This is a genomic window from Micrococcus sp. 140720015-1, assembly GCF_053627595.1.
The window spans coordinates 297,354-323,810 of the sequence record NZ_JBSEYC010000005.1 but is presented as its reverse complement, the minus strand read 5'-3'; the positions used below and the strand labels follow the sequence as shown (position 1 = coordinate 323,810).

At 67.9% G+C, this 26,457-nt stretch carries 19 protein-coding genes; 9 read left to right on the top strand and 10 right to left on the bottom strand.

The genetic code is table 11. From position 1 onward, the window contains the following. Positions 1-503: 503 nt before the first annotated feature. Positions 504-1,085 (top strand): hypothetical protein, encoded by a 582-nt coding sequence (locus ACUXPL_RS10635; protein ID WP_454183729.1) that lies wholly within the window; start codon positions 504-506, stop codon positions 1,083-1,085. After that, complete coding sequence (gene mobF / locus ACUXPL_RS10630) at positions 1,082-4,744, top strand: MobF family relaxase (RefSeq protein ID WP_454183727.1); 3,663 nt, start codon at positions 1,082-1,084, stop codon at positions 4,742-4,744. Before ACUXPL_RS10635 ends, mobF begins: the two co-directional genes overlap by 4 nt. Positions 4,745-4,818: 74 nt before the next feature. Here mobF and ACUXPL_RS10625 read toward each other — a convergent pair whose 3' ends face one another. The 5 genes from ACUXPL_RS10625 to ACUXPL_RS10605 form a co-directional block, all read right to left on the bottom strand. Then, on the bottom strand, positions 4,819-11,610 hold the full coding sequence (locus tag ACUXPL_RS10625) for a helicase-related protein (RefSeq protein WP_454183725.1): 6,792 nt from the start codon (positions 11,608-11,610) through the stop codon (positions 4,819-4,821). A gap of 152 nt (positions 11,611-11,762) precedes the next feature. After that, positions 11,763-12,266: a hypothetical protein gene (locus ACUXPL_RS10620; RefSeq protein WP_454102734.1), complete on the bottom strand. Its 504-nt coding sequence runs from the start codon at positions 12,264-12,266 to the stop codon at positions 11,763-11,765. Positions 12,267-12,465: 199 nt separating this feature from the next. Then, on the bottom strand, positions 12,466-12,789 hold the full coding sequence (locus ACUXPL_RS10615) for a hypothetical protein (protein ID WP_371461685.1): 324 nt from the start codon (positions 12,787-12,789) through the stop codon (positions 12,466-12,468). 12 nt (positions 12,790-12,801) lie between these two features. Next, positions 12,802-13,314 carry a single-stranded DNA-binding protein gene (locus ACUXPL_RS10610; RefSeq protein ID WP_155933463.1) on the bottom strand — a complete coding sequence of 171 codons (513 nt, stop codon included), beginning with the start codon at positions 13,312-13,314 and terminating at the stop codon, positions 12,802-12,804. 94 nt (positions 13,315-13,408) lie between these two features. Further along, positions 13,409-13,975, bottom strand: coding sequence for a recombinase family protein (locus ACUXPL_RS10605; protein ID WP_155933465.1), 567 nt, complete (start codon positions 13,973-13,975; stop codon positions 13,409-13,411). 812 nt (positions 13,976-14,787) lie between these two features. On the opposite strand from ACUXPL_RS10605, the gene ACUXPL_RS10600 reads away from it, so the two are divergent. The 3 genes from ACUXPL_RS10600 to ACUXPL_RS10590 all read left to right on the top strand — a co-directional run bounded on the left by ACUXPL_RS10600 (position 14,788) and on the right by ACUXPL_RS10590 (position 17,329). Then, positions 14,788-15,039 (top strand): hypothetical protein, encoded by a 252-nt coding sequence (locus ACUXPL_RS10600; RefSeq protein WP_155933467.1) that lies wholly within the window; start codon positions 14,788-14,790, stop codon positions 15,037-15,039. Beyond that, positions 15,036-16,010 carry a Clp protease N-terminal domain-containing protein gene (locus ACUXPL_RS10595; protein WP_155933468.1) on the top strand — a complete coding sequence of 325 codons (975 nt, stop codon included), beginning with the start codon at positions 15,036-15,038 and terminating at the stop codon, positions 16,008-16,010. The genes ACUXPL_RS10600 and ACUXPL_RS10595 overlap by 4 nt, the downstream gene beginning before the upstream one ends. 242 nt (positions 16,011-16,252) lie before the next feature. Further along, positions 16,253-17,329 (top strand): CHAT domain-containing protein, encoded by a 1,077-nt coding sequence (locus ACUXPL_RS10590; protein ID WP_155933470.1) that lies wholly within the window; start codon positions 16,253-16,255, stop codon positions 17,327-17,329. A 182-nt stretch (positions 17,330-17,511) separates the two neighbouring features. Here the strand turns inward: ACUXPL_RS10590 and ACUXPL_RS10585 are convergent, their stop codons facing one another. The 3 genes from ACUXPL_RS10585 to ACUXPL_RS10575 form a co-directional block, all read right to left on the bottom strand. After that, positions 17,512-20,868, bottom strand: a complete 3,357-nt coding sequence (locus ACUXPL_RS10585) for a type ISP restriction/modification enzyme (RefSeq protein WP_231119438.1) — start codon at positions 20,866-20,868, stop codon at positions 17,512-17,514. Beyond that, the gene (locus ACUXPL_RS10580; protein WP_336639671.1) at positions 20,865-21,455 is read right to left on the bottom strand and encodes a recombinase family protein; all 591 of its coding nucleotides are present in this window, start codon (positions 21,453-21,455) and stop codon (positions 20,865-20,867) included. The genes ACUXPL_RS10585 and ACUXPL_RS10580 overlap by 4 nt, the downstream gene beginning before the upstream one ends. Before the next feature lie 251 nt (positions 21,456-21,706). Beyond that, positions 21,707-21,874, bottom strand: coding sequence for a hypothetical protein (locus ACUXPL_RS10575; protein WP_454183723.1), 168 nt, complete (start codon positions 21,872-21,874; stop codon positions 21,707-21,709). Between the two features lie 87 nt (positions 21,875-21,961). On the opposite strand from ACUXPL_RS10575, the gene cmtR reads away from it, so the two are divergent. After that, positions 21,962-22,321: a Cd(II)/Pb(II)-sensing metalloregulatory transcriptional regulator CmtR gene (gene cmtR, locus ACUXPL_RS10570; protein ID WP_006590980.1), complete on the top strand. Its 360-nt coding sequence runs from the start codon at positions 21,962-21,964 to the stop codon at positions 22,319-22,321. Then, the gene (locus ACUXPL_RS10565; protein WP_036381382.1) at positions 22,318-22,920 is read left to right on the top strand and encodes a cadmium resistance transporter; all 603 of its coding nucleotides are present in this window, start codon (positions 22,318-22,320) and stop codon (positions 22,918-22,920) included. Before cmtR ends, ACUXPL_RS10565 begins: the two co-directional genes overlap by 4 nt. Before the next feature lie 123 nt (positions 22,921-23,043). Here the strand turns inward: ACUXPL_RS10565 and ACUXPL_RS10560 are convergent. Together ACUXPL_RS10560 and ACUXPL_RS10555 are read right to left on the bottom strand one after the other, a co-directional pair. After that, a protein-coding gene (locus tag ACUXPL_RS10560) for an IS3 family transposase (protein WP_113914520.1) occupies positions 23,044-24,209 on the bottom strand; the annotation gives its coding sequence in 2 pieces (ribosomal slippage) (positions 23,044-23,922 and positions 23,925-24,209; 1,164 coding nt in all). Between the two features lie 235 nt (positions 24,210-24,444). Beyond that, the gene (locus ACUXPL_RS10555) at positions 24,445-25,194 is read right to left on the bottom strand and encodes a cytochrome c biogenesis CcdA family protein (RefSeq protein ID WP_036384828.1); all 750 of its coding nucleotides are present in this window, start codon (positions 25,192-25,194) and stop codon (positions 24,445-24,447) included. Positions 25,195-25,371: 177 nt separating this feature from the next. Here ACUXPL_RS10555 and ACUXPL_RS10550 point away from each other — a divergent pair, with 177 nt between their 5' ends. Both ACUXPL_RS10550 and ACUXPL_RS10545 read left to right on the top strand, forming a co-directional pair. Next, positions 25,372-25,704 carry an ArsR/SmtB family transcription factor gene (locus ACUXPL_RS10550; RefSeq protein WP_020628509.1) on the top strand — a complete coding sequence of 111 codons (333 nt, stop codon included), beginning with the start codon at positions 25,372-25,374 and terminating at the stop codon, positions 25,702-25,704. Beyond that, positions 25,701-26,414 (top strand): cation diffusion facilitator family transporter, encoded by a 714-nt coding sequence (locus ACUXPL_RS10545; RefSeq protein WP_036317504.1) that lies wholly within the window; start codon positions 25,701-25,703, stop codon positions 26,412-26,414. Before ACUXPL_RS10550 ends, ACUXPL_RS10545 begins: the two co-directional genes overlap by 4 nt. Positions 26,415-26,457 lie beyond the last annotated feature (43 nt).

Genomic DNA, 26,457 nt, shown 5'->3' with positions numbered 1-26,457 from the left:
AAGAACCGGGCACCGTGATGGGCACGGAGGTGATGCCGGCCCTGGCCTGATTCTCATGCCTCGAAGACGGTTACACCACTTCCAGGGACTTGACCAAGTCACAATCTCCGCTAATGCCTCACACCCCTCCGTGGTCGCCACCTATACGACGGAGGTCTCCGGAATCATTAGCGCTCGCCTGCCGCAGCAGGCCTGAATCTACTTGCAGCGCTCGGCTACTGATAACCGCCCACCCTCACCCCGACCTGCCGACCGAGTACCCCGGTAGCCCAGTCATCACACGTCTGGCACCAAGGTGCACTGCCGTCACGCTTCGCGTGACACACCCGCCTCCAGATGGGAGGCGAACATCCTGCATGAACGCTTCACGTTCCTGCACACACTGCGCGCGGCCGCTTCCAGATGGGCCGCCGTCCTCGCGCCGGTACTGCTCGGCCGCGTGCCGCACAGCGGCCTACCGGGCGCGCGCGGCCGGCACCCCGCCCCACCCGGCCGTGGCCCGGGTGGCCGAGCTGGAGGCCCAGCTCGTGGCCGCTGAGACGCGCATCGGTCAGCTGACCGCCACGGTCCGGCGCAAGACCGACCAGGTGAAGTACCTGGCCGGGCTGCTGGCCGCCGAGCGGCGCAGCGCGGACACGGCTATCGCGGCCCAGGCCGTGCGGACGCAGGCTGTCCGGTCGGCCAACGCCCGGCTGGCCGGCCAGGTGGCCGATCTGCGCCGGTCGTGGTCCGTGGCCACCGCGGACACTGACCTGACCCCTGACCAGGTGGCCGCCCTGCGTGGCCAGCTGGCCGCTGTCCGTGGCCAGCTCGAGCAGCTGTCCGGACGGCACCGCCGCCTGTCCGCAGCAGCCGAGGTGGCCGCGACCGAACGTGGCCAGCTCCAGGGCATCGTCCGGCAGTGGGACACGCTCTGCCGCCGCCTGGCCAAGGCCGTGGCCGGTCAGCCGGTCAGCCCGGTGGACAAGCGCATCCTGGCCACGCACGCCCGGTTCCGGTCAGCGGTGGCCGGACCTGACCGGACACGCGGGGGCGGACAGCACCGGACACCCCCGGCCACTGACCGGGGAGGTGTCCGGCCATGACCGTGTCCATCTCGAAGATGTCCATCGACTACTACCTGGACTCCGTGGCCACCGGTGACCGGTCTCTGTCCGCCGACGCCGTGGCCACTTCCCGGCGTGATCTGACCGCCTACTACACGGAAGCCGAGGCCCCGCCCGGGCTCTGGCTTGGCCGTGGCCTGGCCGGCACCTCGCTGACCGCTGGCCAGCAGGTGGCCAAACTCGATGCCGTGTCCGTCTACGAACTGGCCAAGGACCCGGACACCGGCCAGCGGCTTGGCCGTCCGCCGATCAAGGAGGTGGACGCGCCCCAGGGGGCCACCACCCCGTCTGGCCGGAAAGCGAAGGCCACCCGCAAGCCCGTGGCCGGGTTCGATCTGACTTTCTCCGTCCCGAAGTCCGTGTCCACGCTCTGGGCCATGTCCGGTCCGGCCCTTCAGGGCCAGATCCAGGACGCCCACCGACAGGCCATGCACGAGGCCCTGGCCTGGGTGGAGGACAACGTCCTTCAGTCACGTGCCGGCCACGGCGGCGTCGCCCACGTGCCCGTGACCGGACTGGTGGCCAGCGCCTTCGACCACTGGGACTCTCGCGCCGGCGACCCTCAGCTGCACACGCACGTGGTCGTGTCCAACCGGGTCCAGCGGATCATGGATGGCCAGTGGGCCACCCTGGACTCCTACACGCTGCACCGCCATGTGGTGGCGATCTCGGAGAAGTACAACGCGCTGCTGTTCGACCGACTCCACGGCCAGATCGGCGCGCTGGCCGAGTCCCGCGACCCGGCCCTGTCCGACGCCCTGGACCGCGTGCTGTCCGGCCAGGAGCTGGAGACGGAAACGGTCAAGGACTCCCCCGGCCACAGGATCGAGCTGGCCGGCGTCCCGGACAGCCTCATCGAGGAGTTCTCCACTCGATCCCGACTCATCGAGGCCCGCAAGGACGAGCTGATCCGCCAGTGGACGGACAACCACGGGCGTACCCCGCCGGCGGCCGTCGTGCTCCAGCTGCGCCAGCAGGCCACCTTGGAGACCCGGACACCGAAGCGGACATCGAACGAGACCCTGGCCGAGAAGATGGTCAGCTGGCGTGACCGCGCCCTGGCCGGTGGCCACGACCCCGCGGCCATCGTGGCCGCCGCTGTCGGCCATGACCGGCGCACCGTGACCGCTGACCAACTCACCCCGGACGCCCGCGAGGCGATGGCCGTTTGGGTCCTCACGGATGCCTCTGTCCGGCGGACCACCTTCACCCGGGCCAACGTGCTGGCCTCCGCCGAGCGCGTGCTGGCCCTGGTCCGGTTCGACACCGCCGAGGCTCGGCACGCGGCTGCGGACGAGCTGGTGGACAAGGCCCTGGACAAGGCCGTGTCCCTGACCCCGGACCGGATGAGCGCCCCGCCCGAGTTTGACCCCGTGCTGTCCGCCCCCGGTGGCCGGTCAGGACTCGACCACAAGCGCGTGTCCGGTCTCTGGACGACCGGACAGATCATGTCCGACGAGGCATTCCTGATGGGCCGTGTCCGGTCAGCCGACGCCCCGGTCATCGCCCCGGACACGTTGGCCGCACAGGTGGCCGAGGTGGCCACTAAGGACGGACACGCCCTCTCGGCTGACCAGGCCCGTGCCACCGAGCATGTGCTCTCATCCCCCGCAGGGATCGACGCGATCATCGGTCCGGCCGGCACCGGCAAGACCACCACGATGGCCGCCGTCGCCCGTCTGTGGGAGCGCCAGCACGGGGAGAACTCCGTGGTCGGTCTGGCCCCGTCCGCCGTGGCCGCTGGAGTCCTGGCCGATGAGCTCGGCGTGGAGACCGAGAACACGGCCAAGTGGCTGTACGAGTCCGTAGGCGACGGCGCGGCCCGCCGCGCCGAGCGCGTGGCCGGGCTCGAAGCCCGCTTGGCCCAGCTCTGGGACGCCGCCCCCACCGACTCCCGCACCCGGCAGATCGAGGCGATCACCGCCCGCCTGGCCGAGCAGCACGCCGCCCAGGCCCGCTTCACCCTCCACCCTGGCCAGCTGCTCATCGTGGACGAGGCATCGATGGTGGCCACCGCGCAGATGGCCGAACTGGCCCGCCAGGCCGAACAGGCCGGAGCCAAGGTCCTGCTCGTGGGCGACCCCGCCCAGCTCGAAGCCGTCGAGGCCGGCGGCTTCCTGGGTTGGATGGACCGCGCCGAGGACGTGAACGTGGCCCGCCTGGACCAGGTCTGGCGATTCCGCAATCAGTGGGAGCGCAAAGCCTCCCTGCTGCTACGCGAGGGCAACCACAGCGCCCTGGACATCTACGAGCGCAACGGCAGACTCCACGGCCACCCCAACGTGGACGCCGCAGACACCGCCTACACCGCCTGGCTCAATGACAAGCACCAGGGCTTGTCCACGATCCTGATTGCCTCGGACAACGCGACCGTGGCCGACCTCAACGCCCGCGCCCAGGCCGACCTCGTGGCCGAAGGACTCGTGGACATCGAGACCACCGTGCGACTGCGCGCCGAAATCGCCGCCGGTGTGGGCGACGAGGTCCTGGCCCGCCGCAACGACCGGTCCCTGCGCGACTCGACCGGAGCGTTCATCGCCAACGGCACCCGGCTCACCCTGACCGCCATCAACCCGGACGGGTCCGCCCACGCCGTCGTGGACGGCACCGGTGGAACGGTCACCCTGGACCCGGACTACCTGGCTTCCTCAACCGAGCTGGGCTACGCCACGACCGCGCACCGTGCACAGGGCGTCACCGTGGACACCGGCCACACCGTGGTCGAGATCGGCCAGTCCCGCGAGCTGTTCTACGTGGCCATGACCCGGGGCAAGCAGGCCAACAACGCCTACGTCGACCTCGCCCCTGATGACCACGCATCCCCCGATGAGTGGGGCCTGTTCAAGCGCACCCCCGGAGCCGACACCCCCGTGGGCGCGCTGAAGGCGGTGCTGGACCACACCACCGCGGAACGCTCGGCCCACGAGGTCCAAGGCGCAGAACGCGCGTGGGCGAACGACCTGGGCCGCATGGTCCACGAGCACGAGTTCCTCGATTGGGCCGCCCGCGCAGAACGCACCAGCACCTGGATCGACCAGCACATCCACGACCCGGCCACCAACGCCGCCTTCCGCGACCTTGAGACCTGGAATCGTCTCGTCAAGGCCGACCCCGCCCGCACCCTGCCCGAGGACATCGACACCCCCGACTCCGTCACGGCAGTCCTCACGCAGTGCGAGGTCCGGACACCGCCCTCGATCCTGGACGCCCCCTCGCCGGCCAACGAGCAGCGTGCCGAAGCCGCCGCGCAGGTGCGCGAACGGGCTCTCGCGGAGCTGGAGCACCGATGCTCCGTCATCCGTGAAGAACAGCCCCCCTGGTTCCAGCTCATGCAGGACGAGGGAGCCAGTGACGACGCGCTGCGGCACGTCGTCATCTGGCGTGCCGTGTCCAACCAGGACGACGAGCTGGACACACCTCTCGGCCGTGAGCCGGATCCCGAGGACGCTCTCGCACACCACTATCAGCGAGCAGTGCACGCCCTCACCGCGTCCACCGATGAACAGACCATCGCCCAGCTCACGGACCACCAGATCGACCTGTCCTGGGTCGCGGAGATGGCGGATGACCCGGGGTATGACCTACACACCATGCCCGAATGGGACCTGGACGAGTCCGTGTCCGGACCCACTCGCTGAAACAGGCGCAGGGCCTGGAGCGTCACCCGCTCCAGGCCCTGCGCCATGATCCCGTCCCGCTCTCTACGTGTGGCTCACCGCCCGGGTCCGTCGAAGTCGGGCCTGCTCGGTGCGACTGGAATCAGGTCGATGGTGTGCTCTCCAGGTGTCTTGACGGTCTCCCGGTGCACCGTCGCCACCTGATTCTTCCGCTCCTGATCCGAATCCACGTTCGGGACCTGCTTCACCGGCGACGCAGCCTCCCCGGTCACCCCCACAGTGGTCGGCACAGCGCCCGTGTCCGCGACAGCCCCTTCCAGAGAACGGCCTCCAAACGTGGCCATCGCATCCAACGGCCCGTCGATCTCCCACACGTGGCCTACATCCCGGGTGCTGAGCTGGAACGTGGTCCCGTCGTCGCCGCGCAGGGTCAGCACCCCGACGTCGACGCGCTGGCCGTAGTCGGTGACCACGGTCTGTTCCTGACCGATGACCTGTCCGATCTTCACGCCGTCGCGTGACCGGTCACGCATCCGGTAGTCGGCCACCGTGTCCACCACGAGTGTCCGCCCCTGCCAGTCCGCGGACATCGCGATGTCCTTGGCCGGACACGCCTTGACCGGCTGTCCGGCCGGCGTGGCCAGCCTGGCCAACTCCTGCACCGTCAACGCGGCCCGTGTCCGGCCATGAACGTTCACCACGGTCGTGTCCTTCCGCGTGCACTCACGCTTTTCGCCGTCCTGACCGGCGTAGGTGATGTTCTTGGTGCCGCCGTACCCGACGCTCAGGACGGTGACCGCTTCCTTGACCGTCGAGTTCCGGTCAATGTCTGCCGCCATGACCGTGTCTCCTGGCCGCAACTGTCCGACCTGGACAGAGGTCGTGGCCGCGCCCCACAGCCGTGTCCGCTCCTGCTCGGACAGCTGCACCGGTGCGGCCGTCTTCCACAGGCCACGGTCCGGGGCCTCCTTCCACGCGGCACGATCTCGGGCCTGGCCAGTGTCCGGGCTGACCGCCACCGATTGCCCGGACCCGTGCGTGGCCGGCAGCAGCCGCACGATGTCGCCCTCGTACCCGAACCCAGGCACGTCCTCGAGCAGCACCTCACCCGGCAGGAACTCACGCGGCCACCGCTTCAGGGCATCCTCAGCCTCCGCCGCACGTCGAGCAGCCTCCTTCTCCGGAGAGGTCGCGTCCAGCAGGATCATCGGGGTTCCGTGCGGCACGAAATCCTCGTTCGGAATGAACTCCCCCGTCCCGGAGACGATCATGTTCCCGTTTCCGTCCAGACGTCCCTGCCGGGCCTCCTTCACCTTCGGCGTCGTCCCCGGACCCCGATGTTCTGGGTCGGCCTCGACCCAGACTTCGCGGAGCACTTCGCCGTCGTAGCCGAACGCGTCCTGCGGCCGCCTCACGATCTTGTGGCGGTCCAGGTCGGCGGTCATGCACTCCCGCTCCAGCGGACTGAGTCCGGCCTCGCGGCGCACCACGAGCTTGCCCTGGCTACTGAGTCGGTAGGCGGGGATCGCCTCGGTGGGCTCTTCATCCACCGGCCAGGCCCACAGCTCTCGCTGGTTCACCCCGACGGAATCCGTGGTGTACCCGACCGAGTAGAACCCCTTGTTGTACTCCCAGACGTCTCCTTCGTGCGGAGCGCTTGTGTGACCGATGAGGCCGCGTTCTTCGAGCTGCTCGGGGGTGTACTCGACCTCCTTCGGCATCGACAAGGACTGGTCCTCGTCTTCCATCTCGGCCTTCAATGCCGCCAGCTCACGCTGTTTGTCGGCCAGCTCAGCTGCCTGCGGGAACGCACCCTCCAGACCGGCGCGCATGTCCGGGATCGCGGCCGCCAGGCGGTCCGCCTCGGCCTTGTCGGAGACGAGCTGCTCGGGCAGGCCAGCCACGAAGTTCTCCACGGAGCGGATCGCGCCCGCCGCAGAGACCTCCCCACCGAGCACATGGGCCGCCTGCCAGTCCCGACGCACGCTCGGGGCGCCCATCGGCACCACGAACACGCGTGTCCCCTGACGGATCGTTCCCAGCTCCACCCCGCCGAGCGTGCCCACCGGCTCCGGCTCGGTGGCCTCCATGAAGTCGGGCCGGTCCGAGCGCGCCGCCTCCTGGCGCAGCGCGTCCACGATGACCTGCCCAGCCTCTTCACGCGAGGTCGTCGTCCGTCCGTCCGTCGTCGTGAACGCGAACGCGTCCCCGTCCGTGGGCCGAACTCCTGCGGCGATCCCGATCAGCGCGTCCTGCCGGCCGGCCAGGAACTGCTGACGTTGGGTCATCGTGTTCAACTCGACCCGCTGCGTGGCCCGCTGCTGTGCCCACCCGGACTGTGCGCGGGTCAGCTGCTCGACGTCCATCTGCAGCTGGGCCATCTCAAGCACGCGCGGGTCGTTGGCCAGCACCGCCGCCGCCGTCGCCCCGGAGATGTCCAGGCCGGCCACGACGTCCTCCATTGCACGCCCGTTGACCTGCCCGTTCTTCACCTGCGCGATGAACCCGGCCTTCCGGGCGATCATGTCCCACGAGTACACGTCGAACGTGGATTGCGTGGCCCACGAGTAAATCCGCACTTCCTCGTTCTGGTTGCCCTGCCGGATGATCCGGCCTTCACGCTGCTCCAGGTCCGCCGGACGCCACGGCACGTCCATGTGATGCAGGGCCGTGGCCCGGGCCTGGATGTTCGTGCCGGTGCCCATCTTCTGCGTCGAGCCGATGATCACGTTGATCCGCCCGTCGCGGCACTTCTCGAACAGCTCCTTGCGGGCCTCGTCGGTCTTCGCATCGTGGATGAACGCGACCTTCTCCGAGTCCATGCCCCGAGCGGCCAACTCCTCCCGGAGGCCCTCGTACACGTTCCACTCGCCATCGCCCTTCGGCGTGGACTGGTCGCAGAACACAATCTGAAGACCGCCGGTCACCGGCGACGGTTCCCCGTCTGCCCCGCGGTACACCGTGTCCTTGGTCTGCTCGTGCACCGTCATGATCTGATCGGCCACCGCCGCGACACGGCCCCCGTCCGGGTCAGCCGGCAGACCCACCAGGCGCGGGTCCAGGGCGACCTTCCGCCCATCGCCAACGACCACGAGCATGTTGTCCCCGCCCTTGACCGGAGGGCTGTTCTTCACCTGCTCGATGCGCGTCTCCAACGACTCCACGTACGCGGCCACCTGCTCGGAGGGCTCCCGGGCCATGAGGATGCGGTCCCCGGTGGCGACCTTCGGCAGCGTCGTCTCCAGCTGGTCCCGGAGCACGACGTCCGTGAACGTGGAGTTGATCGACAGCAGCTCAGGCACGTTCACGTACTCGGATACCTTGACCACCTGCTGGAACCCGTCGCCGGTGACCGTGGGCCGCAGTTGTGGCTTCACCTTCGTGAACGCCTGGCCCCAGGCGGTGACCGTGTCCGCGTGGGCTGCCTCCAGCAAGTCCGGGCGCAGGTAGTGCTGCATCACCCACATCTCGGCCATGTTGTTGGCCACCGGCGTGCCCGTGGCGAACGTGGCCACCGCCGGCAGATACCCCGGCCCAGCGATCCCGGCCCGCTCGGCCGCCTCGGTCTTCACCTCTCGCAGGGCACGGAGCTTGAAGTCCAGATCCATCGCTCGGCCGGACCCGGCGCAGGCCAGCTCGGCCAGGTCCGAGGACCGGGCCAGGTTCTTGTAGTGGTGGGCCTCGTCCACCAGCAGGTAGTCGATGCCGGACTCTTCGAACGTCACCCCAGGATCGGTGTTCGCCGCGATCCGGGCGTGTTGGCGCTCCAGCGTCTTCTTCGCCTTCTCCGAGCGCTTCACCCAGCCGGCGTCCTGATCTTCCCCGGCCGTGGCCGACTCCAGCTCGTTCTGGGCATCCTTCAGCCACTGGGCTTGCTTGGCCGGGTCGATCTGCACCCGCTCGAACGTGGTCTGCGGCATGACCACCAGGTCCCACTCGCCGGCGGCGACCTGGCCGATCCACTCCTGCCGCTCATCCTTGGACAGGCCCGTGGGCACCGCGATCACGTTCGCCCCCGGGTACCACTGCACGGCCTCCGTGGCGATCTGGTCCACCAGATGGTTCGGGACCACCATGCACGGCTTGGACACGATCCCCGTGCGCTTGAGTTCCATCGCGGACATGATCATCGACCCGGTTTTGCCCGCGCCCACGACGTGGTCCAGCAGCACCGTCGGCTCGGACACCGCCCGCGCCACCGCCGCCCGCTGGTACGTGTACGGCGTCATCGCCTCCGACAGCCCCGGCAAGGACAGCCGCTCACCTGCGGCCGAGTAGTCCGGGGCCACCGTCGAGTTGAACACGTCGTTGTACCGGGCCTGCAACTGCATGACCCGGTCCGGGTCGGCCATCATCCACCGCGCGAACTCGGCCCGGATTTCCTCGACCTTCGCACGCGCGGCCGCCGTCGCGGTCTCATCCTTGACCCGCTCTCCGTCGCCCACATCCTTGGTGACGGTCACGGTCTTCATGTTCATCGCGGAGACCATCAGCTGAGCCGGAGTGCGCTCCTTGATCCCCCAGGCGTACCGGACGGACGGGTCCAGCCCCCCGCGGGGCACCTCGACCTCCCAGGCATCCGTGCCCGGGTTCAGCCGCACCTGGCACTGGGCCTTCAGCGTCTCGGACACGAACTGCCGGTACGTCTCCTCCGGCACCCAGCGGACACCGACGTTCACCGCGACGTCCTGCAACGCGATCTCGTCCGGGACCACGGCCTCCAACGCGCCGACGTTCTCGGCGAACCGGCCGTCCTCGGCCATCGCCTCTCGCGCGGCCGCGAGCTTGGCCCGCACGTTGCCCGATAGGTACGTCGTCTTCGGGACCAGTACGCCCGTGCCCGGTTCCTCGAACACCTCCCCGGCCAGCCGGCCGCGCGCGGTCTCCGCGTCGACGTCCAGCAGCTCGGCCACCCGGTCCACGTCCACGGTCCGGGTCTCGTCCATGCTGATGGCGATCGCGTCCTCCACGGACTCGGCCCGCTCGGGCCGGGTGCGGTGCGTGACCACGTCGCGGGTCAGCAACGCCCCCGCCGTCGCGGTCTGGCTGGCCTCGTCGAAGACCTCCATCGAGCGCAACAAGCCCAGCTTCGGGTCTCCGGCCAGCCAGGCGATGTGCGGCTGTTCCCGCTTCTTGAACTCCGGACGGCGAGCACGCTCGTCCCATTCCGCCGCCAGTTCCTCGGGCACGGGGACATCTGCTGGGGCGACGTCGCCGTCTTGGGGCAGGCTGTCCCGCCACTCCGCCTCCAACTCGCCCAGCTTCTTCTCACGGTCGGCCTTCGACGGCGGTCCGTACTTGTCCTCGCCACGCCCCAGCGCCCCGTATTCCGCCGTGTAGGACTCCCACATGCTCCGCAGCTCACCACGCGCCCGCTCCCGCTCAGCCTCCGGCGCGCCCTGCCGCTGTGTCGTCATGACCTCCGTGGCCTTGTCGCGCAACGCGAGGATGGCCCGTGCCTCTCGGCTCAGCTTCTTCGCCACACGAACTTCTGCCCAGACCATCCCGGCGCGGTACTGCTCGAACCGGCCCTCGTCGGCGTTGAACCGGATGTGCCCGATCTGCGCCTCCGGCTCCGGCGCGAACCGCAGGCCCACCTCCGTGTCCACCGCGACCGCCGGCGCCGGGTCGTAACCCAGCCCCGAGACCATCCGCGCGTCCAGCACCTGCTCGGACAACCGCGCCCGCACCTGCTCGGCCACATCCACGCCCTCGCCCGCGGCGACCTGGTAGTTCGCCCCGAACGCGGACGACGCGTACGCAGGCTCACCGATCACCGACTCCGGGTGCGCGCTGAACCATGCCGAGTACGGCACCTCATGCTCACCCCCGTCACGGTCCGTCACCGTGATCTTGGCCGGCTCGACCCACACGTTGACCCGCTCCTGGTCGATCTTCTCCCCGGGCTTGCGACGCCGGAACACGAGCACATCGGTCTTCACGTCCGTGCCCGCGCTGGCCTGTAGCGCCCCGTTCGGTAGGCGCACCGCGCCTACCAGGTCCCCGTACCGGGCCATCTCTCGCCGCGCGGTCGCCCGCTGTGAGTCCATCGTGTACGTCGAGGTCATCACGGCCACATACCCGCCCGGGGCCGTCAGCCGCAGCGACTTGATGATGAAGTGATTGTGGATCGAGTGCCGCATCGCGTTGTGCGTCGGGTCAGTCACGGAGAACTCCCCGAAGGGAACGTTGCCCACCACAGCGTGGAACGAGTCCTCCGGCAGCACGGTCTTCTCGAACCCGGCCGCGTGGATCTGCTGGTCTGGGTGCAGGTGCGCGGCGATCCGTGCCGTCGTCTGGTCCACCTCCACACCGACCATGCGCGCACCCTCCGGGGCCAGCCCCAGGAACTCGCCCGAGCCGCACCCCGGCTCGAGCACCGCGCCGTCCTCGAACCCGGCCGTGTTCAACACGCCCCACATCGCCGCGGCCACCGCCGGGTCCGTGTAGTGCGCGTTCAGCGTCGTCGCCCGCGCCTGTGACCACCCCTCCGGCCCCAGCAGCTCCCGTACCCGCGCCCGGTCCGTCTCGCTGATCCTCGTGTCCGCCTCATCGAACACGAATGGCAGAGCACCCCAGGCCGACCACCCGGCCAGCACCTCCTGCTCTGCCTCGGTGGCCGGACGCCGCTCCTGATCGAGCGTGGTCAGCACCTCAAGTGCGGCCAGGTTGGCCGCGAACCGCTCCTGAGCCCTGGCCGGACGCCGCGTGCCACCTGTCCACGGCTGGCCGGCCACCACGGCCACCTCCGGCCCGCTGTCCGCGTCGGTGGCCGCCTCCGGCTCAGCTGTCTGGTCAGCGGCCACCGTGGCCGTGTTCGCTTCGTTCTGGCCGGTCAGCCTGTCCGGCTCGTACGGCAGCTGTCCGGCCAGCACCCGCTGCGTCATCTCGCTGAATCCAGACACGCCCTCGGACGTGTCCGGACCGCCCGTCCGGCCAGTGTCCGAATCCGAGGTCAGGTTGCCCGCCCTCGCGGACACGGCCCCCTCCGGTGTCCGGCCCGTGGCCGCGCTCGTGTCCGCGTCTGCGGACAGGCCGGTCAGACCTCCTTGGCCGACATCAGCTCCCGCAGCTTCTCGTTCACCAGACGCGGCGGGGCCTGCCGCCCCGGCCACGGGTCCATTCCCTGCGACCGCATCCAGCTGAAGACCTCGTCCACCATCGCCTCCAGCCGTTCCGCCCCGGCCAGCTGCGTCCGCGCCGGAAGCGCCTCGAACTCCGCCCGGTCCACCAGCTCCACCCGGTCCGGAGCCATCTGCGCGTGCCGGCTCAGCACCATCGCCCGCAGGTGCCGGCCGAACAGCTCGCTCGCCCCCTGGAACGCCTCCAGCGACATCAGAGCGTCCGCCACCGTCGGGAACTCCTCCAGAATCGCCGGGTCCTCGTACTGCCCCATCCGGTCCACCGAGTCGTCCCCGTACGGCGTCGGCTCGTCCAGTCGCTGCCACACCGTCGGGTCCGCCTCCCACTCCCGCTGTGCTTGCGCGTTCACGGTCGCCGTCAGCAGCTGGTCCTCGGTGACCTCCGCTTCGAACTGCTCCATCGTTCCGTGTCCCTTCTTCCTCGAATGCAATCGCCTCGTCCAGCGCATCGAACAGCGACAGCTGCCCCGAAACCGGACCCTTGGACTTTCTCGCCATGACCTGCTCCTGACGTACTTGACATAACTCCACAGCACCGGTGGGAAGTCAAGCGACTTCCCACCGGTGCCGTGAGCGACCGTTATTGGGTGTGACAGCGGCTCAGAGGGACGGCCCGTTCACAGACGCCCCGCCCATCCCGAAACCGCCGATCTCTCCGCGCTCCATCGCCTTCGCGGCCTGGTCCACCTCGGAGCGCCTGCCCGGTGAGCCAGGCGGCCGCCGCCGCGCCGTGTATCCCGGCTCTGGCGCTGCGACCTTGTTCTGCGACGCCTCCAGCGCGCGCAGCTTCTCCTTGGCCGCCCGACCGGATTCGCCCGGCAAGAACTCCGCCCCCAGCTCCAGAGACAACCGCTGCACGCCACGCTCCAGCCGCTCCTGGCGGCTCTCGGCCCCGCTGTGCACCTGATCAGAGGGAGTAGCCATCGTCGCTCACCCTCACCGCGACGGGCCGGACATCGCCGGCCCGCTCTGCTCGACCCCGAAGTGCTGCTCCACCGGACGCTGGGAAGCCTGCCACGCCGGATCAGCGACCACGTTCTCCGGCCCCTGGGCCTCCAGCCCCCGACCACGCCCAGCACCGGCCCCCGGCCCGACCTCGACCGTGTTGTGCTGCATCGACGCGGACACGTCCTCGGCCCAGATCCGGTTGTTCAGCCCGGCCTCGCCGTCCCGGTTCACGTACGGCTCCACGCTGTACCGGCCCGTCACGCTCAGCCGCTGGCCCTGCTCGACGGAGGCCAACACGTTCTTGCCCAGCTGCTCCCGACCCACGGCGACGTCGTAGTAGATCGGGTCCACGTCCTTGTACTGCCGGCTCTCCCGGTCGAACACCTGCTGGGGCTCGGCCAGCCGGAACGCCACCAGCTGCCCTCGCTGGGTGTCCACGGTCTTCGGGTCCGTCGCCACGTAACCGGTCACGGTCTTCTCACGGTCGATGTTCTGACGCATCAGGATTCCTCCTAGAGTCCCGCCCGAACCCCCGTGGCCCGGACACCACTGATACGTCCCGCCCCCACCGCCCGCGTGTGACACACATCCCGTCTCAGTCGTAGTCACCCGCCCGCACCCGCGTGATCGTCCGCCTGCTCACCCCGTGCAGTGCGGCCACCTCGGCCACCGACAGCCCTGCCTCCAGCGCGGCCTTGACGGCATCCACCGCCACCGGGGACAGCGCACGCGGCCGGCCACCGACCCTGCCCTGCCGGCGGGCGTGCGCCAGCCCCTCACGAGTGCGTTCCACGATGACCTCCCGCTCCCACTCCGCCAGCGACGCGATGGTCCGCACCACCAGCCGTCCCGCCGGCGTCCCGGTGTCCAGGTCCAGGTCCAACGCCTTCAGCCGGACACCGGCTGCTTCCAGCTGCGCCACCGTCCGCAGCGTGTCCACCGTCGACCGGCCGAGCCGATCCAGCCGAGTTACTACGAGCATGTCCCCCTCACGCAGCCACCCCAGGGCTTCACGCAGACCCGGCCGCCCGGATTTCGCCCCGCTGATCACGTCCGTGAAAACCCGCTGGGCACCCACCCCAGCCAACGCGAGCTTCTGTGCTTCCAGTGACTCCGCCTGATCCCGCGTCGAGACGCGCGCATACCCGGCCACACCATTCATCCCCGGACTCCTTCAGGACGCCACTACCTAGACATGAGTGGATTCGTCCGCCGAGGCGAACATGTATGTCTCTTACGCGGGCAAGTCGTATGGTGCCCGCCAGCTCGACTCGTCCCGACTGATTCGCGTGACCCATTGCGCCGGCACCCACGCATTCCGCGGGGCAGCGCCTGGGGCCGGGATCCAGTGCAAGAGCACGTGCGTGCGAGACCACCGGGCCGCCTTCGCATCCACCACCTCATCAGGCAGCCTCGCCCGGACGTACGGCTCACGCCGGTACGGGGCACTGCCGATCTCGTCCACGGACTGCCACGCCGGCCCATCGAACACCTCAACTCCGCCTGCAAGCACCAGCCGAGGAAACATCACCGAGTGGACGGGATAGCCCGCAGCCACCATCGCGGGCGCTCAAGCCGCCCCGCACCCCGGCTGCCCGGACGCCCGGGCGGGCCGCGCCCGCCGACCGCTCGCTGCGCTCCCGGCCGGCGGGCCTAAGAACCGACACGCTCGCCCCCGACAGAGCGCCAAGAATCGGAGACAGCCCGCCTTCTGGCCCACGGGGTTCTGTCCAGAATTTTGCCCACCCTCGGAACCCTTCCCGTGGCCCTTCCCGAGCGCGCCAAAAACCTTCGTATCTGCCGCCACCACATACGACGGCGCCCGCCACTAACCAAATGGGCAGCGGCTATGACAGGAGGCTAGTAGTCGCAGCCCCACTGGCAGATGCCCACACCCCGGCGACGGCCGCGCCCGATCAAAGCCGTAGAGCAACCATGGTTGACAAGCGGGGGGATAGCAACCAAGGTTGACGTATGGACGGACAAGACCTCGCTACCTCGGCGGCCGACACCAACGATCCCCGCCGTGGCCTGCGCGCCGTTTCGGCCCTGCGACGGCTCGCCGACGAGCTGGAACTGCGGCAGGTGGAGGCCGCCCTGGCTCAGGGCATGGGCTGGCCGGAGATCGCCGACGCCCTGGGCGTCACCCGGCAGGCCGTCCACAAGAAGTTCGCCAAGCGGGTCGACCCGACCCTGCTCCACCCCACCCGTCAGGAGAAGCGATGAATCGCATCCAGAGGCTCTTCATGGGCACCGGCCGCAACATGGGCATCATCGTGACCGCCTGGCGCGAGGCACTGCTGGCCGGCGTCCAGGAGGTCACCCCTGACCACCTGCTCACCGCCCTGGCAGTCTCGGGGGGCCCTGCCGCCGAGCTGTTGGCCCGCCATGGCGTGACCGTCGCGAGGTTGCGTGAGGCCACCCACACCCGCGACGTCAACGACTTGGCCAGCCTGGGAATCGATGCGAGCACCCTCGGACAGCCGCGGCGGCGCTCGATCGCCCAACTGTGGAGTACCACTCCCAAGCTTGAGATGAGCCCGCTCACCGAGCAGCTGGTCAAGTCCTTGCAGGGGGCAGGCGGGGAGCTGGAGGCGCTGCGCACCCTCATCGACCACCCCACCACGGGTGCTGCCGAGGCACTGCGCGGCTGCGGGGTCGACATCGAGGCCCTACGGGCAGACCTGGACGCCGATACGTCTGCCATTGTCCACGGCATCCGGCACGTGGCCCCGATCCCCGGGCTGCTCGACGGACTGGTTGAGTCCACGGTCGCGGTGACGCGCTTCGTGCCGGTGGACATCGAGCGCCTTGCAACGGTGACGCGCAGCCCAGAACTGGTGGTCCAGTGGTTCTACGGCGGTCCGGATGTGCACCTCGACGAGCAGCACCGCATCCTGCGCGAGCAGAAGGCGGCCACGATCGAACTGCGCAAGGTCGTCGACGAGCGCACCGGCGACCGGCTGGCGATCGCCTGGCAGGAGCACTGGAGCGGCAACAAGCACCACGACCCACGCGGCTACTATCTGCACCTGCTCATGCAGCCGGCCGGGATGGGCACGCGCATCACGTTCACCCGGGGGTTTCGTGGCTTCGGTCGGGGCGGGCGCGTGATCGCCCGACTCAGCGCCGAGCTGTCCCGGTTGAGCGTGAACCCGACCATCCAGAACTTGGTCCAGGTGGCCGAGGATGAATGAGGTCCATACCCAGGCGGTTGGCGGCACTACGACAACCATCACCGACCCCACACAGCCTGCGGAAACCAGCTGCCCTTCTCACGGTTGACCAACGTCCCCGGTCAGTACACCCAGGGATGCGATCCGTCGAAGCTGGCAGAATCACCGGCTTTCTCATCTTCAGGTGAGGGCCGGTCTTGTTGAGATGTCCACCCCCCGCCATAGCGTGTGAGTAATACAGCGATGCCACGAGGAGACCACGGATGAGTGCCAACCAGTACCGGAGCGAGCTCGAGCGCAAGCGCAAACAACGGATCGATGCTGAGAAGAAGGCCGCTAGCTACCGCGTGAAGGAGTCTTCCAAGAGAGCACAAGCGGCGCAGGCGCGACAGTCAGCGGGACGGCTCAAATCTGAGGCAACTGTCCGGAGCAAGATACGCGAGGCCGAACGCAGGGAGGGAGAAGCTGTGACAGCTGGCAAAGAAGCGGCACGCTGGCAAGGAAAAGCTGCCGACTATGCGAAAGCTGAGGCCGGGTTGCAGGAGAAGCTTGCACGGGCTGAACGATCCGAAGCGACTGTGGCCGAGAAGCGGCGTCAGCGGGACCTCCAGCAGGCCGAGCGTCGAGCGGCCGCCGAGAAGGCGGCTTTCGACTTACGAGTTAGTCACGCCGAGACTGCTGTGAGCGATGTCTTGCGTCAGCTTCCCGCACCCAAACCTGAGAAACTTCGAGTTCTCATGCTTGGAGCATCTTCAGAAGGAGACCTCCGGGTAGGGCGCGAACAGAAGCGCATTCGGGCCGCGGTCGAATCCGCCCTGCATCGCGACCAGATCGAACTCGATGCCCGAGTAGCTGCCACCACGCATGATCTGCTAGACGGTCTGAGCAGGTTTCGCCCCCATGTCGTGCACTTCTCTGGGCACAGCAACGAGGACCTCATCCTCTTCGAGGATGAAAGAGATGAACCTCATGAAGGAGTGGTCGTCAACGCTCGTGTCTTTGCGAAGGCGATTCAAGCCACCGATGACCCTCCATTGCTGGTCTTGCTGAACTCTTGCAAGTCCGCCTCGCAGATCGATGCGCTGGTGGAGCAGGTTGTGCCCTTCGCCATCGGGATGGCCGATGAGATCGGCGACGCCGACGCGATCAACTATGCAGCCCAGTTCTATGCGTCAGTGGCCAATGGCCAATCCATCCAGTCGGCTCACCTCGCTGGTAAGGTCCGCCTCGAGCTCGATGGCCTCGAGGGACCAGAACTCCCGACGCTGGCTTGGGCGGACGATGTCGATCCAGCCACCACAATGCTCGTGAAACCTGACGATCCGTCGTTGCGACGCTGATTTAGCGAGGAGGTTGTGGACCGCGACCCCGGCAACGTGGGACACCCACCCATCTCAGTACACCCAGCGACCGGCCGACGGTATGGCGAGAGCGGGGTCGGTGACGGCAACGCCGGGAGACGGGGTGGCCACCAGCTGCGCCTTCAAGCTGCCCTCGCTTCAGGTAGACGTGGTCCTCAGCTCTAACGACTCGGTGGCTTGACGGACGATCCTGCCGGCGGCCACGTCACTCCAGCCTCGGTCAAGGCACCGCGGGACAGCAACGGTGCGTTCACGACCTCACCCAGTAGCTGGGCCTGATCTGCCTCCAGAGACACCAACCTCGCCAACACACAGAGCAGTTCAGTGAACTCCACCGACCACTCGGGCTGCCATGTATCGGCCACGACGTTATCCAAGGGGGAAGTCTTGTTGCCCCCTGGGGAGGCCGAACGCTTGTCCACCCACGCATCGATCACGTTGACCCCGCCCACCGTGTACTGCCGCATGGCCGGGGTGACATGGCTCCACACTCCTGCACCCAGACGGAGTTCCTGGCTCGACTCGTCATAGACCGCAGGACCAGTCGGGAGAGACGACCCCATACGCCGCTCGTAGCGCGGGAGCTCCACACCATCGAGGGGAGAGACGACCGATTCCTGTCCGGGCCACTCGCCGGCCAGCCCGTAGGTGTGGCACCACAAGACCTTGCGCCCGAGCTCGACAGCACGTTTCCAGAGCATCCGGTCGGCCGTGATCGGCACCCGGATGCCCGGAGTACGCAGCTCCTCGTCGAAGGTCTCCACAAAACCGGGGTGGCCCGTGATGCCGGCAACGTAGGAAGTAACGTCAGGCGCAGCAATCTCCCCGTCCAGCTGGGCACTGAGGGCCTCAAAGAGACCCGAGGCGAGGTTGGGACTCCCATCAGGATTGAGCATCGGAAGGACCCGCCCGCCACGACCGTTGAAGTGATGCATGTCGGGCAAGAGACCCGAGAACGCCAGGCCCGGCCCGCGCTTGGGATGGAACGAGTGCTGCTCCGCCAGGTAGACCTGACCGGGAAGACGCGCTTCCCACAGAGGGCGACGGCAGTCGTGGATGAGACGAGAGTCTGCAATGACCCATTGGCGGTCGAAGGACCGGTAGCCCACCCGCACCAACGAGGCGTTGGGGATGAAGCTCTCCTCCTCGAAGGGCACTTGGGTGTTCTGATAGGTGTCTGCTTCTCCGTGGGGGGAACGAAGGCCAGGCAGTGGCGCCTTCGTCTTCTTCAGGTTGGCGTCTCGAGACTCCTTGAAGAGCACGGACTTGGCCTCGGGGTCCCTCTCCGCGACCACGGTGTTCAGGCGCAGCTGCAGGACATCCGGGGACGGGGAATAGACCCAGGTGCGATTGGCGGACAGCCCGGTGGAGTACCAGGGATACAGGTCTCGCACGGAGGGAAAGGACGACCACGTGTCGCCCGACTTCGGCGTGAACGGAGCCCGCCACTCGGTAGGGGCTTCCAGCCATCCCTCACCGTTGAGATGGATCTCGGGGAACTGCGCGAACTTCTGTGCCCGCGTGCCGGCCACCTCTCGGTAGTAGATCGGCGCTGGCACCTCGGGGCTCGCCTGGGAGTTGCGCACGAAAATGCCCACGGCCACCGGCGTCTGAATGGCAAAGACCCCATGACCGGGGGGAGGGTTCAACCCCTCAGGAGTGACGTTGATGATCCATCCGGTCGAACAGGTGCGGCGCAGATACTCTCGCATCCCCGCGAAGCCAGGACCGGTGAGATACCCGGTCGCGGTCACGAAGCAGACCACACCCTGGTCCGCTCCGTCGAGCTTGCGCTGCGCGGTGGATTCGAACGCCTTCCACAGCGCCCAACGCCAGAAGTAGACGTAGAGGTTGTTCAGGTGGCGCTCGTTGCGCCCGTTGCCTCGACTCCTGAATGCGTCTAGGGGAGCCCGTCCCGTCGCCGGATCGACACCGTTCTCGATCCATCCCCCACGCCCACCGGCCTTGTCCTTGTATGGCGGGTTGCCGATGACGACCTGGATGTTCTCATCCCTCTTGACCCGGTTGGCCTCGATCCGTTGCTGAGCGATCAGACCAGCGTTCCAGGACAGACCCTCATCGGCTGCTGTGGCGGCTGAGTCCTCCAGGGTGTCGGCTACGAACAAGCGCAGACCGTTCGCAGGAACCTGGGCCCCAGCCTCCTTCACGGCCTGGGAGATACGCAGTTCAGCCACCGAGAAAGGCCCGGACTGCAGCTCGATGCCGTAGAGGCGGCCCACCATGGAAGCGACAGCCTCTCCTGCTGCCGCTGTCCCGTACTCCGTTGCCGCATCGGCCCCAACGCGCCGCAACACCGACAGAGGGTAGGTCCCGGTTCCCATAGCGGGATCGATGACAGACGTCGCGCTGTCCCGCAGACCGCGCGGACGGCCCAGGTGCTCCCGGACGGCCTCGTCTGCCCAACCCACCATGGCGTCCACGAGCTCGACGGGGGTGTAGTAGGAACCCGAAGCCTGCTTCAGCGCAGGGTCGTAGCTGCTCAGGAAGTGCTCGTACAGGTGCAGGTAGACATCCGAACGACCACTGCCTAGGTCGTCCCAGTTCACTGCGGAGAGCGTGCGCGTGATGGTCTCCACGGCGGTCTGGACCGGCGTTGAACGGATGGGCTGAGCCACCAACGACAGGGAGCGTCCCATCACGCCATAACGCCCGGTCAGGGAATCGGCCACCTCGGAGAGCGGGAGCCCGCCCACGTCGACCCCTTCCGAGACCGCCAGGACAAGAGCGAAGACCACCGTCTGAGCCAGACCGTCAGCGAACTGGTCCTCATCAGCACCGGGAGACAGGACCCGACGCCACTCCTTGTGCAACGAACTCAGAGGCTGGGCAAGCGCCGAGGCGCCGGCCCGGACAGCTCTGCGCTCATCGCGCATCACGTCGAGGACCTCCTCCCGCAGAAGACGGGTCAGCGGAGCAAGAACATCCACCAGTTTGGAGACCGAAGTGATCGGTGCCGGCTCCCACAGCACGAAGTCAGTGAGCATCCGTTCCAGCTCGGCCTGGAACGTCACGGAAGAGCCGCGCATGGTGCGCAGATCGGCCACATGCAAGCTGCGCGGGTCGCCCACCAGTTTGCCGTACCTCCACAGCCGCCACTCGGTGCCGTTGGTGTGGAGGAGGTTGGGCAGCTCCTTCAGTCGCTGCCACTGCCGGCCGTTGTGGGTACGTGGCTTGTAGGTCGCCGGGTCAAGAGATACCCCCGGTGCCTTCAGCTCAATATGCCCGGTCAGCACACCGTCGACGCGCACCCCGAAGTCCGGACGGACGGCCTCGCCCTCGTCCCCGACCACGGTGACCTCACTGTGGGCTACAACTCGGCGCCCTACCAGCTCCCCCACGCCGCGCATCAGAGCAGCCACGGGTGCTGAGAGCGCCGCCTCTGCCTGCCCTGGACCACGCAGGTTCTCCCGCGCTGACACCGCGTAGGCGTTGACCAACTCGGGAAAACTCATCAAGCGTCCTTTCGAGAGCGGGAGCAGGGGCGTCGCCTTGCTCATAGATCGGAGGGTACTTCTTTTCTCGCACCCCGGGACAGCGAGGTGTACAGCGTTTGCCGGCTCACCCCGAACGCGCGCGCCACCTCCGCCTTCGGGATCCCCATCTCGATCATCACGCGCGCCTGCTCCACGTCGGTGTCCGAGAGCTTCGGGGCCTGGACGTACTTGCCGCGGGCCTTGGCTAGGGCGATGCCCTCGGCCTGGCGCTCCTTGATCCGCCGGCGCTCGAACTCAGCGAACGCCGCCAGGATGCCCAACATCAGCCCGTCCACCGGGGAGGTGCCGGACTTGTCCACGGTGATCCGCTCAGACACGAACTGCACCGCGCACCCCTTGTCGGTGAGCTCGTCCACGATCGCGTACAGGTCCCGGGTGTCCCGGCCGAGCCGATCCATCGAGGCGACCTTCACCAGATCCCCCTCACGCACATACCTCATCAGCTCAGCCAGCCCCGTGCGCTTGGCGCGGGAGCTGCCGGAGATCTTGTCCTCGAAGATGCGGTCGCACTCCCCCACCGCCTCGAGCTGACGGTCCAGGTTCTGCTCGGCCGAACTGACCCGCACATAGGCCACTGTCTGTCCAACCACGTCTTAGACCCTCCGACACTTCTGTCTAACGACCCGGTTTGGGACCGTCTCTGACGTGATGCTCTCGTGGGCGGACGGGGTGTGTAAAGGGGTATACCCGGCTCGACGGCCAATAGGACGAGCGCGGGCAGCGGAGCCACCCTGCGCGAGACATCGGGATCGGTGGCCAAGCGCGCTGACCAGGAGGGGAGTCGTCCTGGCGCGCTGGGGAGCACGGTGGCGCCATGCGGCGGGCACTGGTGGATATGTGGTTAGGCAGTGAGCGGCGGCAGCCCGAGCAGGACGTAGATCGTGCTGAGGACCGGGATGATGCGCTGTGCAGACTCGTCCGCGAGGGTCTCAACGGCCTTGTTTCGGAGGCGCTGGATCAGGCTGGCCGGGATCCTGCCGTCGCCGTCCTCCACCTGCTCCTCAAGCATGTTCACGCGCGTCAGCAGGTCACGTACAGCGTCAGAATCGCTGACGCCTGTGACCGAGTGTTCAGTTCGCGCTGTATAGTTCAGTCCATGTTGACTATTGCTTCGCGTCTCGACGTGATGAACCGCCTGGGTCGTGCACTGGCCGACCCCACTCGATCCCGGATCATCTTGACCCTGCTCGACCATCCCGCTTACCCGGCGGAACTGGCCCGAGATCTGGACCTGACACGCCCGAACGTGTCCAACCACCTGGCATGCCTGCGCGATTGCGGGATCGTCGTCTCCGAGCCCGAGGGTCGTCGGACACGATATGAGATCGCCGATTCGCACCTGGCGCAGGCGCTGACGGCACTGGTCGATGCCACCCTGGCAGTGGACGAAGACGCCCCGTGCATCGATCCCGCCTGCTCGCTTCCCGGATGCGACGCAGCTGGGGAGGGCGCATGATCCTCACCTCGGTCTTGCAGGCGATGGGCCTGTTCGCAGCGACCAACATCGACGACATCATCGTGCTCTCCCTCTTCTTCGCGCGAGGGGCAGGCCAGCGCGGCACTACCGCCCGCATTCTGGCCGGCCAGTACCTCGGATTCGCCGGCATCCTCGGTGCCGCGGTCCTGGTGACCATCGGCGCCGGAGCATTCCTGCCCTCGGCAGCCATCCCGTACTTCGGTCTCATCCCTCTGGGCCTCGGCCTCTGGGCCGCATGGCAGGCCTGGCGCGGAGACGATGACGACGATGACGACGAGGCCAAGGTTGCCGGCAAGAAGGTCGGCGTGTGGACAGTCGCAGGCGTCACCCTTGCCAACGGCGGCGACAACATCGGCGTCTACACCCCTGTCTTCCTCAGCGTGGAACCTCTCGCAGTAGTCGCCTACTGCATCGTCTTCCTCGCGCTCGTCGCGGTCCTGGTGGCCCTGGCAAAGTTCGTCGCCACCCGCCCCCCGATCGCCGAAGTGCTCGAACGCTGGGAGCACGTCCTCTTCCCCATCGTTCTCATCGGCCTCGGCATCGTGATCCTCGTCAGCGGCGGAGCCTTCGGACTCTGACGTAGCGGCAGCGATCCAAACGGCCCCGACCGGGCGCACCCCTCTCGGTTCAGACCGCGACACCTACCTGCAGCCAGTCCTGCGTGATCGGGACTGCCGCACCGATAGGTGACAGGTGGGGTCTTATGCCGGGAGGGTCACGGCGGGCTTCATCATGGTCTCGTACTCGATGGGGGTCAACCGCCCGAGACGGGCTTGTCGACGGCGCCGGTGATAGGTGCGCTCGGTCCAGGTGACGATCGCGATCCGTAGCTCATCCCGGGTCGTCCAGGACCGCCTGTCGAGGACGTTCTTCTGCAGCAGGGCGAAGAAGCTCTCCATGGCGGCGTTGTCCCCGGCCGCACCCACTTTGCCCATCGAGCCGACCAAGCCGTGCCGGTTGAGGGCATGGACGAATTTCCGGGATCGAAATTGCGACCCGCGGTCCGAATGAACGATGCAACCGGCCACATCCCCGCGCCGAGCAACGGCGTTCTGCAGTGCCTGGACGGCCAGCCGGGCTTTCATTCGCGAGTCGATGGAGTAGCCGACGATCCGCCCGGAGAAGACGTCTTTGATCGCGCACATGTAGAGCTTGCCCTCGGCGGTCCTGTGCTCGGTGACGTCGGTCAACCACAGCTGGTTTGAACCGCCAGCAGTGAAGTCCCGCTCCACCAGGTCATCGTGCACCGGCGGACCCGGCTTCTTCCCGTTCTTGCCGCGCTTCTTCCCGAACACCGACCACCAGCCGTTGTCCCGGCAGATCCGCCACGCGCTGCGCTCACACATCACCTCGCCGGCTTCCTTGGCCTCATCGACCAGGAAGCGGTAGCCGAACTCCGGATCGTCCTGATGGGCGTCGAACAACGCGTTCGCCCGGTACGCCTCGGCCAGCTCGGCGTCGGTGACAGGGTCCGCCAGCCAGCGGTAGTAGGGCTGGCGGGAGAGCTTGAGCACCCGGCACGTCACCGCGACGGGGATCCCGACGGCGGCGAGCTCCTTCACGAGCGGGTAGAGCCTTTTCCCGGCAGGTTCGCCTGGGACAGGTAGGCCGCCGCCCGTCGTAGGACCTCGTTCTCCTGCTCGAGCAGGCGGATCCGCTTCTTCAGCTCACGGTTCTCGGCCGACTCGGCTTTGGTTGTCCCAGGCTTCGCGCCGTCCTCGACGTCGGCCTGGCGCATCCACTTCGACAGGGTCATCTCATGGATGCCAAAGTCCTTGGCGATCTGCGCGAGCGTCACACCCTCTTCGCGGCTGCGGGCCACGCGCACGACGTCGTCACGGAACTCTTGGGGATAGGGAGCAGGCACAGCAACATCCTTCCAGGCCGCCCTGCGGGCAAGCCAGATCAGGTGTCACCTATTCGTGCGGCAGTCCCCATCTTGTTCCCGCTCGTCCTGATCGGCCTAGGCGTCTTCATCCTGAGCAGCGGCGGAGCCTTCGGCCTCTGAGCACACCCGTCACCGACCACTCAGGGCCCTCGTCCCCGTCCCATCGGCCCGGTCACTCCTCAGTAACCGGTCCGGTGGGGCGGGGTTTCTGGTTTTAGACGGGGGTGGTGAAGGTGCCGGCGAGGCTCTGCAGCTGGTACATCCACAGCATCCAGAGCCCGGAGACCATCAGAATCCCGACCCCCACCAGCAGGGATCCGCCGATGATGTTGAATACCCGGATGTTGCGGCGGACGTAGGACAGGGCGTTGGTGACCCAGCTGATCCCCGCCGCGGCCAGCAGGAATGGGATGCCCAGTCCCAGGCAGTAGAGGAAGCCCAGCAGGGCCCCGCGCCAGGGATCGCCGGTGGTGGTGCTCAATGCCAGCACGGCGCCGAGTGTCGGGCCGATGCAGGGAGTCCAGCCCAGCCCAAAGACGACCCCGAGCACCGGGGCCCCGGCCAGGCCCGTCCGGGGGGCCAGGGTGGGTTTGATCGTGCGCTGGAAAAAGGGCAACTTGCCAACCATGGCCAGGCCCATAACGATCACCAGGACGCCCAGGACGCGGATCATCGGGTCCTGCCAGCGCACCAGCCAGTGACCGATCGTGCCGAAGGCGGCCCCGTAGAGGGTGAAGACCGCGGCGAAGCCCAGGATGAACAGCCCGACCCCGGTCAGCACCCGGCGGCGGTTGTCCGGATGTGTGGGGTTGGCCAGCCCGGAGACGTAACCGAGGTAGCCGGGCACCAGCGGCAGGATGCACGGGGACAGAAACGAGACGATCCCTGCGATCATCGCCAGCGGTGCGGCAATGAGCAGAGCCCCGGAGTTGACGGTCTCGGCGAAGTAGTTCCCGATGCTCACACCGAGCCCCTTCTCCTGCCGTCCGACAATGGGACGGGCAGGAGCCGGGATGGTTCGGTCAGCGGGACATCAGAGTGGGGCACGGTTGCGCGGACCTCCTGGGATCGGGCCATGGTGCCGGCCGCTTGCCGGGCGGCACCCCGACAAGGGTACACGTTATGCTGTACCGTTCTAGGCATGAGCACCACGACCCTCACTCATGTCTCGGCGTTGTCCCGACTGGGCCATGCCCTCTCTGATGACACCCGGACCCGGATCCTGCTGGCCCTGCGTGATGGGCCGGCCCGCCCGTCGGCGCTGGCCGGGGAGCTGGGGGTGTCCAAGCAGGTGATGTCCAACCAGTTGGCCTGCCTGCGCGGCTGCGGGCTGGTGACCACTACCGCCGAGGGCCGCAACGTCTGGTACGCCCTGGCCGACCCCCGGCTGGGCCAGACCCTTGGGGAGCTGCTGGAGTTGACGCTGACCATCGACCCGGATTGCTGCTCCGCTGCGGGATGCACCTGCGCATGAGCACCCTCACGCTGAGCTCCAAGCCCCTCACGGACGACCGCCGTGCGGTCCTGCACCGCCGGATCCGCTGGATCGTGGCCGGAACCATCACCTACAACGTGATCGAGGCGGCCATCGCCCTGGCCGCCGGCACCGTGGCCTCGTCCTCCGCGTTGATCGGCTTCGGCTTGGACTCCATCGTGGAGGTCCTCTCCGCCGCCGCGGTGGCCTGGCAGTTCGCCACCCCGGACCCGCACCGCCGGGAGAAGGTGGCGCTGCGCCTGATCGCCTTCTCCTTCTTCGGCTTGGCCGCCTTCATCACCGTCGACGCCGTGCGCACCCTGTTCGGGGCCGGGCAACCGGAGCATTCCACGGTGGGGATCGTGCTGGCCGCCGTGAGCTTGGCCATCATGCCGTTCCTGTCCTGGTTCGAGCGGCGCACTGGCCGCGAACTCGGGTCCGCCTCCGCGGTGGCCGACTCCAAACAGACCCTGATCTGCACCTACCTCTCGGCGGTCCTGCTGGTGGGCCTGGTCCTCAACAGCACCCTGGGCTGGACCTGGGCCGACCCAGTCGCGGCCCTGGTGATCGCCGCCGTCGCCCTCAAGGAAGGGGTGGAGGCCTGGCGCGGGGATGCCTGCTGCACCCCCGCCTCCGCGCTGATCGCCGGGGACCAGAACGAGAAGGACGGCGATGGCTGCGGGGCGGATTGCGCCTGCTGTGCGCATTGAGCGTGCCTTCAGTATCGCCGGACAGGATGGTGACGTTCAGCTG